Genomic DNA, 15071 nt, shown 5'->3' with positions numbered 1-15071 from the left:
GCCCTGCCAGGTGAATTGCGTGAAAGGTGGCTCTGAAAGATGTTTTGCTGGAAGGATTCGAGTAAACATTTTCTCGAAAATCTGAAAGTAGATGTTGTTTCCGTATGCTGTCAAGAACAACTTATTAAGGTTGATATTTTTTGGAATTGCTCCTATTCTGAAAACGCATTCTCGCCAGCCGGTTAACCCTTATGCCAAAGCCAAGACGGAGTCCTGGCTCCAAAAGCGGTTTGATGGACATACGCACCGTAGCAGAACGGGCGAATGTCTCCGTTGCCACTGTTTCGAGAACCATCAATCGCGTTCCGACGGTCAACGCCAAGATGGCGAAGCGCGTGTGGGATGCGATTCGTGAACTCAATTACTTTCCGAATACGCAGGCGCGGGCTCTTGTCTCAGGACGGAGCGGCGTCTTCGGTCTGATTGTTTCTGAAATTACCAATCCGTTTTTTCCGGAACTTATACAGGGATTTGAAGATGTAGCGGTTGAAAACGGCTACGAAATCCTGGTGAGCTCAACCAACTACGATCCCAAGCGCTGGGAGCTTTGCATTCGGCGCATGCTGGAGCGCAAGGTCGAAGGCGTGGCCGTGATGACCTTTGGCATTGAAGAGCCGCTTCTCGAGCAACTGGCCGAGCGCAACGTTCCCCTGGTTTTTATCGACAGCGGTCCTGACCGCTCGCAGGTGAGCTTGCTAAAGGTGGATTATCACCACGGAATTCGCCAAGGGGTGCAGCATCTCGCGGCTCTTGGTCATAGAAATATCGGATTCATTTCCGGCCCCAGCCGGTTGCGCTCGGCCCATGCCCGTCTTGAAGCGTTTACTCAGTCGCTGCGGGAGTGCGGGATTCCACCGCAGCCTGAATGGATGATCGAAGGCGATCACACGCTGGAGGGCGGAATTCGGGCGACAGAGCAGTTGCTGGCCGGCAATCGGCTTCCGACAGCCGTGATGTGCTCGAACGATATGACGGCGATTGGCGTGCTGCACAAGGCGTACAGGGCTGGGCTGCGTGTGCCGGCTGATCTATCTGTGATCGGATTTGACGACGTACAGATGGCGCGCGTCATGATCCCGCCTCTTACTTCGATACAAATGTCGCGGGTGGATCTGGCGCACGCAGCCGTGACGGCCCTGCGATCTCACGTTGAAAACACGGCGCCTCAGCGGGAGTACAGCATTGATACGCGCCTGGTGGTACGGGAGTCGACGGGCTATCCACCGGGCGCGATGCAGGATCTTCGCCCTGCTGATGGTGCCTGACCGGTCACCCTATGCCTGGCAGAAGAAGGACGCAGTAAACTGAAGTCCGCTGAGATGCGCATCCGCATCCAGTAGTGTTTCGCCAGGGCAGATTTTTCTCAAGCGACACGTGGAAGATTTCGGGAAAACGTTTGCTAACGGTCACTCAACTCCGTATGATGCGGTGTTATTGACGGATGATCCGGGGCGTCCTGGCCCAGGAGTTGGTCGTCCAATAGAAGGTTGAATGCAGTTGATTGAGGAGCGGCGTTGATGAAAGTTGTTGCCGGTGTGGATTTTGGAACATTGAGTACGCGTGTCACGCTTCTGGAAAGTGACCGAGGCCGTCTTGGTACCGCTTCTGCCTCCTATCCGTTGAAGCGAAAGAAAGAAGATCCGAATTTCGCAACTCAGTCTCACGCTGACCAGATGAATGCACTGGTTACGGCAATGGCGGATGTGCTCAAGCAAGCAGGCGTGGACGGCGAAAGCATCCAGGCGATTGCGCTCGATACAACGGGTTCAAGCGTAATCCCTGTTGATAGTGCGATGGAGCCGCTCGACGATTACTACTTGTGGTGCGATCATCGTGCGCTGCACGAGGCGCAGCAAATTACCAAGTTGGCGCATGAACGAAAACTCGAAGCCATTGCATGGTGCGGTGGTGTGTACTCCCACGAGTGGGGCTGGGCAAAGCTGCTTCACTGGCTGCGTCATAATCCTGAAAAGCGCGGCACATTTGCTTCCGCATTTGAGCACTGTGACATGGTGGCTGCAACGCTCTGCGGGATTAAAGATCCCAAACTGGTGAAACGCAGCGCCTGCGCCATGGGTCATAAGTGGCTGTGGGGCGAAAAATGGGGTGGCTTGCCGCCGCAGGAATTTCTTTCTGAGCTTGATCCGCTGTTGGAGGGGGTTCGCGCGAAGATGGAGAGCGCGGTTCTCACTTCCGATCATCTTGCCGGAACGCTTTCGCCGGAATGGGCCGTGAAGCTCGGAGTTCGCGCCGGCATTCCGATTCCAGTTGGCGCCTTCGATGCGCATTGGGACGCGATCGGCGCGGGCTGCCGTGAAGGCGATGTTGTCAATGTTGTTGGCACCTCCACCTGCATCATCGCGATGGCTAAAAAGACGCAACTGATTCCAGGGGTCTGCGGAGTTGTTCCCGGAAGCGTTCATCCTCATTTGACCGGCATTGAAGCGGGCCTTTCGGCTACGGGAGATATTTTTGAGGCGATTGCGCGGCGCGCGGGTACCACGGCGAAGGCTTTATCCGAAGGACTCGATCAATACCGCGCTGGGCAGACAGGCCTGCTGCGGCTTTCATGGGATAACGGCGACCGAACTGTACTGGTCAACAGCGAACTTGGTGGCATTACGCTGGGCTGGAACCTTCTGCACACAGCACAGGATGAACTCTTCGCAGCAATTGAAGGCACCGCATTCCATACCCGCATCATTCTGGAGCGCATGGGCGAATATGGAACTCCAATCGAGCGTGTCATTAATGCCGGCGGCATTCCGCAGAACAATGCAACGCTGAACCAGGTGTATGCAAATGTTTTGAATAAGCCGGTGCTGGTTCCTGATTCGACGCCGACAAGTGTGGGATCGGGAATCTTTGCCAGCGTAGCAGCCGGCATCTATCCGACCGTTGAAGCAGCCCAGGACAAAATGGCTCCCGGTCATCGTGCCTTTATGCCGCAACCTGAAGCGGCAGCTGTTTATGAGGATCTATACAAACTTTATCGCGCCGTTTACTTCAGCTTTGGTGATCGCTCTGCGAAGCCGCAGGATCTTTCCGGTGTGTTGCGGGAGTTGCGTGAGATTGCGGCCCGGCAGACGAAATCTGCCTCGATTCTCACGGCGTAATGCGATGCAATTCATAGAATGCTGAAACATATATTGGAGGAGACAGTGAAGAGCGTGGAAACTCTGGAGCTGTGGTTCGTTACGGGAAGCCAGCATCTCTACGGGCCGGGTCCGCTGGGTGTTGTCGCTGAGAACTCGCGCCGCATCGCTAATTATTTCGACAGCGAGAGCACGATTCCGGTGAGGGTTATTGCGAAGCCAGTGATGATTACGGCCGACGGCATTCGCGATCTCTGCCAGGAAGCGAATGCGGCAAAGAACTGCATCGGGCTGGTGCTTTGGATGCATACCTTCTCGCCGGCGAAGATGTGGATTGCCGGTCTCAGCTTGCTGAACAAGCCATTCCTTCACCTTCATACTCAGTTCAATCGCGAGCTGCCTTACAGCACGATCGATATGGACTTTATGAATTTGAATCAGGCGGCTCACGGGGATCGGGAATTTGGATTCATCACGGCTCGCCTGCGGCTTGCCCGAAAGGTGGTCGTAGGTTTCTGGCAGGATGCCGAGACGATTGCCGAGATTGCGACCTGGACACGTGCAGCTATGGGCTGGCATGAATCACAGCATCTGAAGGTTGCGCGATTTGGGGATAACATGCGCAATGTCGCCGTGACAGAAGGCGATAAGGTGGAAGCGCAAAAGGTCTTTGGCTATACCGTTTCCGGTTATGGGATCGGCGATCTGACCGATCGTATGGCGGAGTTCTCTGATAATGAGGTTGCAAAGCTGGTTGCCGAGTATCGCGAGAGCTATTCGATCGCCAAAGAACATGATCGTGCGGATTCGCTTGGCGTGGCAGCGCGCATCGAGTTGGGGCTGCGTGCGTTTCTCGAAGACGGCGGCTTTGGCGCATTCACCGATACATTTGAAGACCTGCATGGAATGGGACAGCTCCCGGGCATTGCTACGCAGAGGCTGATGGCCTCGGGATACGGGTTTGGCGGAGAAGGAGACTGGAAGACGGCCGCGCTGGCGCGAATCATGAAGGTGATGGCGGCGGGCCTGCAGCAGGGCACCTCGTTCATGGAGGACTACACCTACGACTTTGGAGGAACTCCGAAGGTGCTTGGATCGCACATGCTCGAGATCTGTCCATCCATTGCAAGTGGCAAGCCTGCGCTTGAGGTTCATCCGCTTGGCATCGGCGGCAAAGCAGATCCGGTTCGCCTTGTCTTTACTGCTCCTGCTGGCCCTGCGGTTGTCGCAACGATCGTCGATATGGGCAATCGCTTTCGCATGATCGTGAATGATGTGGATGTCGTGCCTCCGGAGCAGCCACTGCCAAAGCTTCCCGTGGCGCGAGCGATCTGGCACCCACGTCCCAATCTGAAAATCGCAGCGGCGGCTTGGATCTATGCTGGAGGGGCGCACCATACCTGCTTTAGCCAAGCGCTTACCATGGACCACATGGAAGATTTTGCCGAGATCTCAGGTGTTGAGCTGGTGCGGATCGACAGTGAAACGCGCATTCATCTGCTGCGGCGCGAACTTGTCTGGAGCGATGCGGCATATAAACTCCAATAAACATGCAGCATTTGAAACAATACAAGGTTTTTAATCGAGGAATTTCGAATGAGCGCTCTCGACATGCTGGTCGTCGCACAGAAAACGCATTGGGGAACGGTCGATGGTGAGCCGGTCGATCTTTACACCATCTCCAATTCTTCTCTCACGACCTCCATCACCAACTTCGGGGCCTGCGTTACAAGCATTGAAGCCCCTGACGAAAACGGGGCAAAAGCCGATGTAGTGCTCGGATTCAAAAAACTCGATGACTATCTGCGCGATGAGAAGACCTATATGGGGGCCATCGCTGGCCGCTATGCCAACCGCATTGCCGACGGTACATTTGCCATCGACGGCAGTGTCTATCACATCCCCTCGCGTCATCGTGACTACGCGCTGCATGGCGGCACGATCGGCTTTGACCGTAAGGTATGGAGTGCCGCCATCATTCCCAACGGAGTCGAGTTCACCCTCGTCAGCCCGGATGGCGACATGGGCTTTCCTGGCACGCTCACAGTGCATGTTCGCTACACTCTGGAGTCTTCAAGTCTTCGGATTGAATACACTGCCACAACAGATAAGCCTACGGTGGTGAATCTGACGAATCATAGCTATTTCAACCTGGCGGGTAGAAGTGGTGGCACCGTGCTCGATCATGAGTTGATGCTGAACGCGGATCGTTACACGCCGATCGATGCCGTGATGATTCCTACCGGAGTGCTTGCGCCGGTCAGCGGGACGCCTCTTGATTTCAGACAGAGCCATCGTATTGGGGAGCGTATCCAGAGTGAAGACGAGCAGTTGAAGCTGGCGGGCGGGTACGATCACAATTTTGTTCTCAATGGAGAGGGACTGCGGCTGGCTGCCAAAGCGTTTGATCCCCATAGTGGCCGAACGCTCACCGTCTCAACCACGGAGCCGGGCGTGCAGTTCTATTCCGGCAATTTTCTGGATGGGTCAGTGATCGACAGCGATGGAAGACCGTATGAAAAATATGCGGGGTTTTGCCTGGAGACACAGCACTTCCCGAATTCTCCCAATGAGGCGGAGTTTCCGTCTACGATTTTGCGTCCGGGGCAAATGCTTCATAGCACCACAATTTTTGAATTTGGCGTGCAGGAGTGATTCTGATAGATGGGTTTAAATTATTGATATTCAGGAATATGGCGGAGAGGGTGAGATTCGAACTCACGGAACCCGTAAAGGTTCGGCGGTTTTCAAGACCGCTGCCTTAAACCGCTCGGCCACCTCTCCGCGGCAGGACTGATTTGATTGTACTTGGGAATGCGGGGACGGGGCCAGAACGATGGCGTATTCTTTCGTTGCGCGGACAGCCGCAATTAAGACTGTCGCGGGGGCCCATAGAAAGAGATGCCTAAGAAAGCTCCATCGGGAAGCAATCCACGAAGTCCTCAGCCGGGACAGCCAATCAGCCTGAAGACACTGGGCGAGTATCTGAATCTTTCGCCGGCGACGATTTCGCTGGTGCTGAACAATGCACCGGGAGTGCGGTCGATTCCGCAAGACACGCGGGACCGGGTGATGGAGGCTGCGGCAAAGTTTGACTATCGGCCGAGCTTTTATGCGCGGTCGCTCAGGAAGCGGCAGAGTTTTTCAATCGGCGTGCTGGTGCCGGAACTGAATGACAGCTATGCGACGCAGGTGATGGCGGGGGTAGAGGAAGTCCTGATGGAGGAAGGGTACTTTTACCTGACAGCGAGCCACCGGAGAAAGCCGGACCTGATCCAGGAGTATCCGCGGCTGCTGATGGACCGCTCCGTGGAGGGATTCGTCTTTATCGACACGGTTCTGGAGGAAGCGCTGAGCCTGCCGACGGTGGTGGTGGCGGGGCATAGAAAGATCGAGGGCGTGACGAATGTGGTGCTGGACCAGAAGCGCGCGGCGGAGTTGGCGCTGCGGCACCTGTATCAGCTGGGGCACCGCAAGATTGCGTTTATGCGCGGTGGCAGCCACAGCTCTGATGCGGACGACCGGTGGAACTGCCTGATGGCGGTGGCGAAAGACCTGAAGATTGAGGTAGCACCGGAGCGATGCGTGGTGCTGGAACTGCGCGTTTCAACGCCTGAGCTGGGGTTTGGACCGATGAATGAACTGATTGCTCGCGGTGTGGATTTTACGGCGGTGCTGGCCTATAACGACATTGCGGCGATTGGGGCGATTCGCGCATTGATGAATCACGGGCTGCGGGTGCCGGAAGATATTTCGGTTGTGGGCTTTGACGATATTCAGGGAGCAGCATTTCACAACCCGAGCCTGACGACGATACGCCAGCCGCTGAACCAGATGGGAGCGGTGGCGGCGCGGATTCTGCTGCAGAGAATTCGGGGACAGGCTACGTTTCCTGATATTGTGCCCATTCATCCGGAGTTGGTGATTCGCGAGTCGACGTGTCCGCCGAATCCGAAGCGGAACCGAAACAAACGAAGCTAAGGCGCATGAAGATGCACAAGGGCAGGCTGGTTGTTCTTCATGCGGCGTTTGGGCTGACGGGTGTGCTGCATGCGATCGGCGGGGCGCTGCTGCCGGCGATTGCGGCTTCCTTTGGGTTGTCGGACAGCCGGTCGGGGACGCTGTTTCTCTGCTACTACATTGGAACGCCGCTGGGTGCGCTGGTCTGCGTGGGGCGTCATGTGCGGATGCTGACGGCGGGCTTTCTGCTGACTGCGGTGGTGTGCTGGGGGATTGCTGCGGGCGGATCTGCGCTGCTGCCGGTGCTGTTTTTTGCGATGGGCGTGGGTGTGGGCGTTCCCATGACGGCGGTGAGTATGTACGCGGGGCGGGCGTTTGCGGGCGAGACGGCCGCTCCGCTGACGCTGCTGAATTTTACGTGGAGCGCTGGCGCGCTGGCTGCTCCGCTGTTGGCGGCGCGGGTGCTGGCGGGGCATGGATGGCGCACGGCGTATGGGCTGCTGGCTGTGGCTGCTGTTGTGGCTGCGGTGGCGTGCTGGCTCGGGCTGCAAGAACCACCAGAGGAAGCGGTTGTAGCGGCTGGGGAGCGCGAGACTGAATCCGGAATGGGGCCGTGGGGCGTTGTTGTGCTGTTCGCGTTTCTGGCTTTTCTTGAAGTGGGGATTGAGAACACGACGGCGACGTGGATGGCTTCTTATGCGATGCGCGTGGCGAGCACGGGAGCGGCGAAGGCGGCGGCATCTTCTTCGTTGTACTGGTGCGGGTTTCTGGCTTCGCGAGGACTCTTTGCGCTGCTGCTTACGCGCATGAATGCCATGCGTGTGCTGAGTGTGATGGTTGTGGCCGCGCTGTTGGCGGCAGGGGCACTGGTTAGCTTTACAGGAGTGGCTCCGGTAGCGATGCTGTTGCTCGGTGCGGCGCTGGCGCCGGTGTTTCCGCTGCTGATCTCAAGGTTTTTTGCGCGGGCACAGGTGAAGCATTCGCGGTGGGTGCTTTTCGTGGCCGGATTTGGTGGATCGGCACTACCGTGGGTGACAGGGCTGGTTTCATCGAGTGCAAACAGCTTGCGGTTGGGACTCTGTACGGTACCAGCCGCGCTGGTGGTGATGATTTGCCTGATGCCGCTGGTGCGGATGCGGCAGAAGACGGAAGCCTGAGGCAGCTCGCGAGGCCGTTACAGATTTACTGAAAGTGTGAGGCAGGGGGAGAGACGGCCTGAGCATCCGGATTTGTTTATTAGCAGGTTAGCCGCGCTTTGCGCGGTGGCGAGTCAGCAAGTTAGCCGAGAGGATCATGCAGGGAGTTAAGTATGTAAATCCCTTTAGATTCAGTTGAGTGACTCGATTTCCTGCTGTTAACTAATTGTGCAATAGATTGGCAAAAAGTGGTTACTTTTCCCAAAGAAATTTGTTTTTTTTCCTTTTTTTTCGGGAGATGAATTCCCTAAATTAAGAAAGGCCCGATTTGTCCATCGGGCCTTTTTCCGCTGCTGATTATGAGTGTGGCATAAACGGCGGTAATTTTATGCAAACTATCTGAGCGAGGTTTCATTACGAAAGGACAATGGACTAAAGTAACGTGCCTTGTGCGGTCTGCCTTAAGGCATGACGAGCACTTCGACGCCGCTTGCTGCGTCTTTCTGATGGAAGACCTGCTCGGTTGCCTTTACGAAGTCCTCCGGTTTGGCGTGCGGAATGTCGGTAAAGGTTTGCGGGTTGCGGTCTGTGAGCGGGAACCATGTGCTCTGCACCTGCACCATGATGCGATGGCCGCGGCGGAAGGTGTGGAAGAGGTCCGGCATGGTGAAGTCGATCGCTGTCTGCTTGCCGGGCGTGAGGGCTTCGGGCTTCTCCCAGCTATTGCGGAATTTTGCACGGAATGGCTCGCCGCGCAGAAGCTGCTGGTAGCCACCCATGTGGAGCGGGGCTGAGTCGAGAATGCGCTTGTTGCCGCTGCCTTCGACGTCGGGTGCGTCATCGGGGTAGACGTCAATGAGCTTGACGACGAAGTCCGAATCCGTACCGGAGCTCGCGATTTTCAGCTTAGGTGCGATTGGGCCGGCGATGGTGACATCTTCTTCAAGAGGCTCGGTCTGGTAGACGAGAACGTCCGGGCGATAGCTGGCGAAGCGCTGATCGTCAACCATGTAACGCTGCGGCACGGTGTCTGTGGTGTAGCCGACGAAGGGAACGGGATGGTTGGGGTCGCTGACGTATTCGTCAAAGCCCTTTGCATCGGCAGGAGCATCGAAGCTGAGCTTGCCGTTGGCGTGGAAGTAGAGCGTCTTTGGCTGGGCGGCTTTTGGCGGCCACGCATCGAAGCTGCGCCAGACGTTGGTTCCAGTTTCAAATACGACAGCCTTGGGCTGCGCGCCTGCGGATTTGCCTTTGAGATAGTGCTCGAAGAAGGGGAACTGGATGTTGGCGCGGAAGTATTCGGCTGTCTTGGCGTTGAATTGCGCGTCGCCGAGGTGAGAGCCATCGCCGCGCGCCCAGCCGCCGTGGACCCAGGGGCCTTCGACGAGCGTGGTGGGGGTTTCAGGATTGAATTTGTTGACGGCGTAGAAGGTACCGTAGGGACCGGCGAGATCTTCCGCGTCATACCAGCCGCCGACAACGAGCACGGCGCATTTGACGTTCTTCATGTGCGGCGCAAGGTCGCGGGATTTCCAGTAGGCGTCGTAGGTGTCGTGCTGGAACTGGTCGTTGTAGAGCCAGTTGGAGCCCTTGAGAGATTTGGCTTCCATGTCGGCGAGGCTGCCGGCCTTGAGATACCACTGGTAGTGATCGGGGGTGCCGAAGTCGAAGTTATCGCGCTGGGCGTGTGCGGGATCTTCAGGATTGTGCTGAGGCTTGAAGAAGACGTAGAAGCCGAAGTTTGCTTCCAGCATGAAGGTTCCGCCGTGGTAGGCATCGTCCCCCTTGAAGAGGTTTGTCATGGGCGCCTGCGGGCTGGCGGCAACGAGTGCGGGGTGGGAGTCGATCATCGAGGCTGAGGTATAGAAGCCGGGGTAGGAGATGCCCCAGATGCCGACTTTGCCGTTGTTGCCGGGCACGTTCTTGAGCAGGAAGTCGATGGTGTCGTGTGTGTCGGAGGCGTCATCGACGTCCTGCGGACCTTTTTTATCGTCGATGTGTGGACGCATCTCGACGAAATCGCCTTCACTCATCCAGCGGCCGCGAACATCCTGATAGACGAAGATGTAGCCGCCCTTTTCGAACTCGTCTGACGGGCCGAGGTGCATTGGGTATTGGTCTTCACCATAAGGACCGACGCTGTACGGTGTGCGATCCATGAGGAAGGGATACGGGCCTGCGTCGGAGAATGCGCCGGTCTTGGGCACGTAGACAGAGGTGAAGAGACGCTTGCCGTCACGCATGGGGATGCGGAATTCGTACTTGGTGTAGTGGGATTTGACGAAGTTTTCTGTTGCATCTTGCGCGGGAAGTTTGGCGAGCGCGAAGGTGCAGAGGGCCAGAACGGCCAGGGTGCGACAGAGAAGTCTGTGCATGAAAGTCTGGAATCTCCTTGAGAGAACAGAGTAAAGCAGGGAACAGGGAATAGGGATAAGGGAATAGGGTTATAGATAAAAAGAGAAAGGCTATAAATATGCGCACCCTTGCGCCAGGCGAGCCACAAGGGTGCGGATTAGACGGTTCTACTCTTCAGCTTTCTTCGCTTCCGGGGCCTTTTCCGGGGTGGTTAGGGGCTTGGTGATGTCGTCGAGGTAAGCGGGCGTGCCTTCAGTGCGCTCGAGGACGGGATAGCGCTCGCCGTCGTGGTAGTCGATGTCGAAGTTGTTGACATAGCTTTCGGACTGGACAACGAGGTGGATGGGTTCGCTGTTGCCTTTGGCGGCGTCGATGGCGCCCTTAAGGGCATCGGCAGAGAAGGTGCGGCCGTTGACGGCCAGGACCTTGTAGCCGGGAGCGAGGCGGGCCTTGTCGGCGGGGCCGTTCCAGCGGACGTCGGAGATGGTTCCTTCGCCGCCGATGCGGATGCCGAGCGAGTACCAGACATCGATGCCGAAGCCGTAACGCGCGTATGCCGCTGCAACCATGCGGGATGAGGCGGAGGGCTTGTCTTTGTAGACGAGCTTGTAGCCGCCGCGCTCGATGCCTTCGAGATCGGCGCGAGGATTGATGTGGTCCACGCGGTCGTGAAGGAATTTGGCCCAGTCGTAGGGCGTGACCTGATTGAGATCCGTGACTAGCTCATCGAAGTTGTAGGGGACGATGAGTGGGCCAGTGGTGCCGCCCTTGGCGAGGAAGATCTTCTGGAAGTCGTCGAGGGATTTTTTGTTGTCGGTGAGCTTGCGGATGAGTGTGTCGGCGTCGAGCCAGAGGAGCTCGCCTTCCTGGTAGTAGTCCTGTCCGCGCTTCCAGTTGGACCATGCGGGGTTGCCGCCGCGGAGGATGCTGGCGGAGATGGCGGTGTCTCCGGTGGAGCGCCATTCGCGGCCTACTTTATAGTCCAGGCTGGCGGCGCTTGAGGCGAGCAGATCGCGGTACTGGGCCTGGGATTTGAGGCCGGAGCGAGCGGCGAGGACGTTGCCGAGATACTGCGTCATGCCTTCATAGACCCAGAGCAGAGCGCCCTGTTGCATGGTGGCGAAGTCAGGCTGATAGAGGCCGACGGGACGGCGATATTTGCCGTTCCAGGAGTGGGTGAACTCATGGGCGAGCAGATCGGATTCGGCGAGCTGGTGGGCGTCATCGGCAAAGCCTTTTTCGCCGACGCCGTTGTCAGAGGACTGGCCATGCTCCAGGCCCTCACCGCCGGCGATGTCAGAGAGCGTGAGGAGGAAGTGGTAGACGTTGTAGTGATGCGAGGCGTAGAGCGAGTCGGCTTCGCGGACGAGATTTGCGACTTCAGCCAGTGTGGCAGGACGCATCTTTGAGTCTTCGGGATCGTCGGAGACGACGTCGAGATAGTGCGCGGGCTTGATCTGAGGGGCGAGGGGAAACTCGTGGAAGTACTGGCCGGAGATGATGGGCGAGTCTTCCAGCTGCTCGACGCTGGTGACGGCGAATTTTGTGGTGCTTCCGGCGGCGGGGACGGGCCAGGAGGATGCGCCTTCCGGCTGCAGTGCGGTGCCGACTCCCCAACCGGCGGGGACTTTCAACGAGGGCTGGATGGGAATGTCGCGGACTGGCGTGTGCGCGGGATAGAGCAGGAGTTTTTCCCACTCGAGGACGGCCATCTTCTGCGTGACGCGAGCGAGGACGATGCAATCGAGATGCGCGTGGAGAGTGGTTGCGCCTTTGGGAACGTTGACGTGGAACTGGTAGAGATCGACATCGTCGCGACGCCACTCGACGGGCTTGCCATCGACGGTGAAGACGACGCCGGTGATGTCTTCAGCAGGGCCGGTGGGACGATGGTTGCCGGGGATCCACTGGGGAGTGGTGAGGGTGACTGGGCCGCCGGTGACGGGGATGTCGACTTCGGCGTGATAGAGCTTGCGCGGGGCGTCGGTGAGATCGGCGGTGATCTGAATGGGCGTTTTTTGCGCGACTGCGAGCGAAGCAAGGGCGCTAAGGGCAAGCGCGCCGAGACGGGCAGGGAAGCGGAACGTGTGCATGAATACTCCTGTGAAGAAAGGGTATCGCACGGGGCGAGCGGGCCCTGCATGTGATTGGGTTGTACCCAAAATGGGAACATGGTATTGTCTTCTGGTGCGAGTGTTTTCGCGAAACACCCTAACCAAGTCCGTAGAGAAACTGGCAGGCCATAAAGACCAGCCTGCGGTGAAGTCGGCGCTGGATGCATGGTTCCATGAAGTTCGGCGGGCTGCCTGGAAGTCATCGGCGGATGTTAAGAGAAGCTATGCGCATGCGAGCATTGTGGGCGGGGATCGGGTTGTGTTCAACATTAAGGGCAATTCGTATCGGCTGGTTGTCGCAGTGAACTATATGCGCGCCAGTGTCTTTATTAAGTGGATCGGAACGCACAAGGAATATGACTCGATAGATGTGAGGGCAATTGAATATGGACCTGAAGCCAATTAAGACTAACGCTGACCATGAGGCCGCTCTGCGTGAGATTGAACGCTTGTGGAACACTGCGGAAGGCACTGCGGAAGGTGATCGTCTCGAAGTTCTGATGACTCTGGTCGAAGCCTATGAAGAAGCGAATTTTCCTATTGACCTGCCTGACCCGATTGAAGCGATTAAATTTCGCCTTGAGCAGCAGGGAGAGGATGTGAAAGCGCTCATCGGCATCCTCGGCAACCGCACTCGCGTCTATGAGGTGATGCGTGGTGATCGCGCGCTTTCGCTAGCGATGATTCGGCGGTTAAATGCGGAATTGCATATACCGGCGGAGGTCCTAATTCAGCCAGTGCATCCCCGTCGTAGAAAAAAGGCTGCTTGAGAGCCGGTTTGCTTTTGCTTCCTGATTGCTCCCTTAGGTCCCGCATGTTACAAGCAGAAGAACAGGGAGCAGACAGATGCGGCTTTTGCCCGGTGAAGGAAGCCTGCACCTTGAATTTGCAGCAAAGGAAGTTCTCCTCTGTCCATGAGCGCTGGTCCCATTGCGGAGCTGGAAGGCCTGTTGGGCGACTATCCGCTTGACGACGCCTTTGACGAGATGCGCGAGCCGAACGGTGAACTTCGCGAGCATTACTGCGCGCTGGCGGAGACGCTGGCGAAGCTGCCGACAGACGAGCTGAAGCGGAGAAAGCAGTCAGCGGATATTTCGTTTCTGACGCAAGGCATTACCTTCACGGTTTATGGGCGCGACGAGGGGACCGAGCGGATATTTCCCTACGACATGCTGCCGAGGCTGATTACGGCGCGGGAGTGGGAGCACATTGAGCGCGGGCTGACGCAGCGCATTACGGCGCTGAACCACTTTCTGCGGGATATTTATTCGGACGCGCGAATTCTGAACGAGAAGGTGGTGCCGCAGGAGCTGGTGTACAGCTGCAAGCAGTTCCGGCGGCAGATGCGCGGGCTGCAGGTGCCGCGGAATGTGTATATCGCAGTGATTGGGTCAGACCTGCTGCGATTGAATACGGGCGAGTTTGTGGTGCTCGAGGACAATCTCCGCGTGCCCAGCGGCGTGAGCTATATGCTGACGAACCGAAGAGTGATGAAGCGGACTTTCCCGCAGCTCTTTCACAACTACGGCGTGCGGCCGATTGAGCGCTATCCGCAGCTCTTGCTATCGACGTTGAGGTCACTTGCGCCGGAGGGAAGGCCGGAGCCGAATATCGTGCTGCTGACGCCGGGTGTTTTTAACTCAGCTTATTTTGAGCACACGTACCTGGCGCGCCAGATGGGCATTGACCTGGTGGAAGGCCGCGACCTGGTTACGCACGACAACATTGTGTACATGCGGACGACGGACGGGCTGAAGCGCGTGGATGTGATTTACCGGCGCGTGGATGACGACTTCAGCGATCCGCTTGTGTTCAGGCCGGATTCGATCCTGGGCTGCTCGGGATTGTTCAATGCGTATCGCGCGGGCAATGTGACGGTAACGAATGCATTCGGTACAGGCGTGGCGGACGACAAGGCGCTGTATGCGTATGTGCCGAAGATTATCCGCTATTACCTGGACGAAGATCCGATTCTGCCAAATGTGGAGACGTTCCTGATGACGGACGAGAAGGAACGGAAGCATGTGCTGGCGAATCTGGACAAGCTGGTAGTGAAGGCTGTGGGCGAGAGCGGCGGTTATGGGATGCTGATCGGGCCGCACTCGACGGCAGCGCAGCGGGAGGAATTTGCACAGAGGATCGAGGCGAATCCGCGGAACTATATTGCGCAGCCAACGCTGGATTTTTCGAGGGCGCCATGTTTGATAGGCGACCAACTGGAGCCGCGGCATGTGGATCTGCGGCCTTACATCTTATTTGGCGACAAGGTGAACATTGTGCCTGGAGGATTGACGCGGGTGGCTCTGGAAAAGGGTTCGCTGGTAGTGAACTCATCGCAGGGCGGCGGCAGTAAAGATACATGGGTATTGCAGGATTAATTGATTTCGGAAGCAAGCACGGAGATCGGGAGA

Annotated in this window: 11 protein-coding genes and 1 tRNA gene; 9 read left to right on the top strand and 3 right to left on the bottom strand. The window is 57.2% G+C overall.

From position 1 onward, the window contains the following. The first annotated feature begins 233 nt into the window (after positions 1-233). The 4 genes from VO84_RS21490 to VO84_RS21475 all read left to right on the top strand — a co-directional run bounded on the left by VO84_RS21490 (position 234) and on the right by VO84_RS21475 (position 5750). A complete protein-coding gene (locus VO84_RS21490) occupies positions 234-1265 on the top strand; it encodes a LacI family DNA-binding transcriptional regulator (protein WP_058189817.1) in 1032 nt (343 codons plus the stop codon). A gap of 252 nt (positions 1266-1517) precedes the next feature. Next, entirely contained in the window at positions 1518-3116 is a 1599-nt protein-coding gene (locus tag VO84_RS21485; protein WP_058189816.1) for a ribulokinase, read from the top strand. Between the two features lie 45 nt (positions 3117-3161). Continuing rightward, positions 3162-4643: an L-arabinose isomerase gene (araA, locus tag VO84_RS21480; protein ID WP_157440044.1), complete on the top strand. Its 1482-nt coding sequence runs from the start codon at positions 3162-3164 to the stop codon at positions 4641-4643. Positions 4644-4691: 48 nt separating this feature from the next. After that, entirely contained in the window at positions 4692-5750 is a 1059-nt protein-coding gene (locus VO84_RS21475) for an aldose epimerase family protein (RefSeq protein ID WP_058189814.1), read from the top strand. A gap of 39 nt (positions 5751-5789) precedes the next feature. Here the strand turns inward: VO84_RS21475 and VO84_RS21470 are convergent. Then, positions 5790-5879, bottom strand: a tRNA-Ser gene (locus tag VO84_RS21470). Between the two features lie 117 nt (positions 5880-5996). Here VO84_RS21470 and VO84_RS21465 point away from each other — a divergent pair. Together VO84_RS21465 and VO84_RS21460 are read left to right on the top strand one after the other, a co-directional pair. After that, positions 5997-7076: a LacI family DNA-binding transcriptional regulator gene (locus VO84_RS21465; protein WP_058189813.1), complete on the top strand. Its 1080-nt coding sequence runs from the start codon at positions 5997-5999 to the stop codon at positions 7074-7076. Positions 7077-7081: 5 nt separating this feature from the next. Then, positions 7082-8212, top strand: a complete 1131-nt coding sequence (locus VO84_RS21460) for an MFS transporter (protein WP_058189812.1) — start codon at positions 7082-7084, stop codon at positions 8210-8212. A 440-nt stretch (positions 8213-8652) separates the two neighbouring features. Here the strand turns inward: VO84_RS21460 and VO84_RS21455 are convergent, their stop codons facing one another. Together VO84_RS21455 and VO84_RS21450 are read right to left on the bottom strand one after the other, a co-directional pair. Next, entirely contained in the window at positions 8653-10566 is a 1914-nt protein-coding gene (locus VO84_RS21455; protein ID WP_058189811.1) for a CocE/NonD family hydrolase, read from the bottom strand. 147 nt (positions 10567-10713) lie between these two features. Continuing rightward, positions 10714-12639: a M61 family metallopeptidase gene (locus tag VO84_RS21450; protein ID WP_058189810.1), complete on the bottom strand. Its 1926-nt coding sequence runs from the start codon at positions 12637-12639 to the stop codon at positions 10714-10716. A gap of 94 nt (positions 12640-12733) precedes the next feature. On the opposite strand from VO84_RS21450, the gene VO84_RS21445 reads away from it, so the two are divergent. The 3 genes from VO84_RS21445 (at position 12734) to VO84_RS21435 (ending at position 15038) form a co-directional block, all read left to right on the top strand. Continuing rightward, entirely contained in the window at positions 12734-13066 is a 333-nt protein-coding gene (locus tag VO84_RS21445; protein WP_058189931.1) for a type II toxin-antitoxin system HigB family toxin, read from the top strand. Next, positions 13047-13430 (top strand): helix-turn-helix domain-containing protein, encoded by a 384-nt coding sequence (locus VO84_RS21440; RefSeq protein WP_058189809.1) that lies wholly within the window; start codon positions 13047-13049, stop codon positions 13428-13430. The genes VO84_RS21445 and VO84_RS21440 overlap by 20 nt, the downstream gene beginning before the upstream one ends. A gap of 144 nt (positions 13431-13574) precedes the next feature. After that, the gene (locus VO84_RS21435) at positions 13575-15038 is read left to right on the top strand and encodes a circularly permuted type 2 ATP-grasp protein (protein WP_058189808.1); all 1464 of its coding nucleotides are present in this window, start codon (positions 13575-13577) and stop codon (positions 15036-15038) included. Positions 15039-15071 lie beyond the last annotated feature (33 nt).

Source organism: Occallatibacter gabretensis, from assembly GCF_001449115.1.
GTDB lineage: Bacteria > Acidobacteriota > Terriglobia > Terriglobales > Acidobacteriaceae > Telmatobacter > Telmatobacter gabretensis.
Note: the sequence above shows the minus strand (reverse complement) of the source record. Positions and strands in the feature narration are given on the sequence as shown.

What these genes read in the sequence shown, in the direction of transcription:
- VO84_RS21435 (WP_058189808.1), top strand. Translation starts at nt 13,575, where the DNA reads ATGAGCGCTGGTCCCATTGCGGAGCTGGAAGGCCTGTTGGGCGACTAT.
- VO84_RS21455 (WP_058189811.1), bottom strand. Translation starts at nt 10,566, where the DNA reads ATGCACAGACTTCTCTGTCGCACCCTGGCCGTTCTGGCCCTCTGCACC.
- VO84_RS21465 (WP_058189813.1), top strand. Translation starts at nt 5,997, where the DNA reads ATGCCTAAGAAAGCTCCATCGGGAAGCAATCCACGAAGTCCTCAGCCG.
- VO84_RS21485 (WP_058189816.1), top strand. Translation starts at nt 1,518, where the DNA reads ATGAAAGTTGTTGCCGGTGTGGATTTTGGAACATTGAGTACGCGTGTC.
- VO84_RS21450 (WP_058189810.1), bottom strand. Translation starts at nt 12,639, where the DNA reads ATGCACACGTTCCGCTTCCCTGCCCGTCTCGGCGCGCTTGCCCTTAGC.
- VO84_RS21490 (WP_058189817.1), top strand. Translation starts at nt 234, where the DNA reads ATGGACATACGCACCGTAGCAGAACGGGCGAATGTCTCCGTTGCCACT.
- VO84_RS21475 (WP_058189814.1), top strand. Translation starts at nt 4,692, where the DNA reads ATGAGCGCTCTCGACATGCTGGTCGTCGCACAGAAAACGCATTGGGGA.
- VO84_RS21440 (WP_058189809.1), top strand. Translation starts at nt 13,047, where the DNA reads ATGGACCTGAAGCCAATTAAGACTAACGCTGACCATGAGGCCGCTCTG.
- VO84_RS21460 (WP_058189812.1), top strand. Translation starts at nt 7,082, where the DNA reads ATGAAGATGCACAAGGGCAGGCTGGTTGTTCTTCATGCGGCGTTTGGG.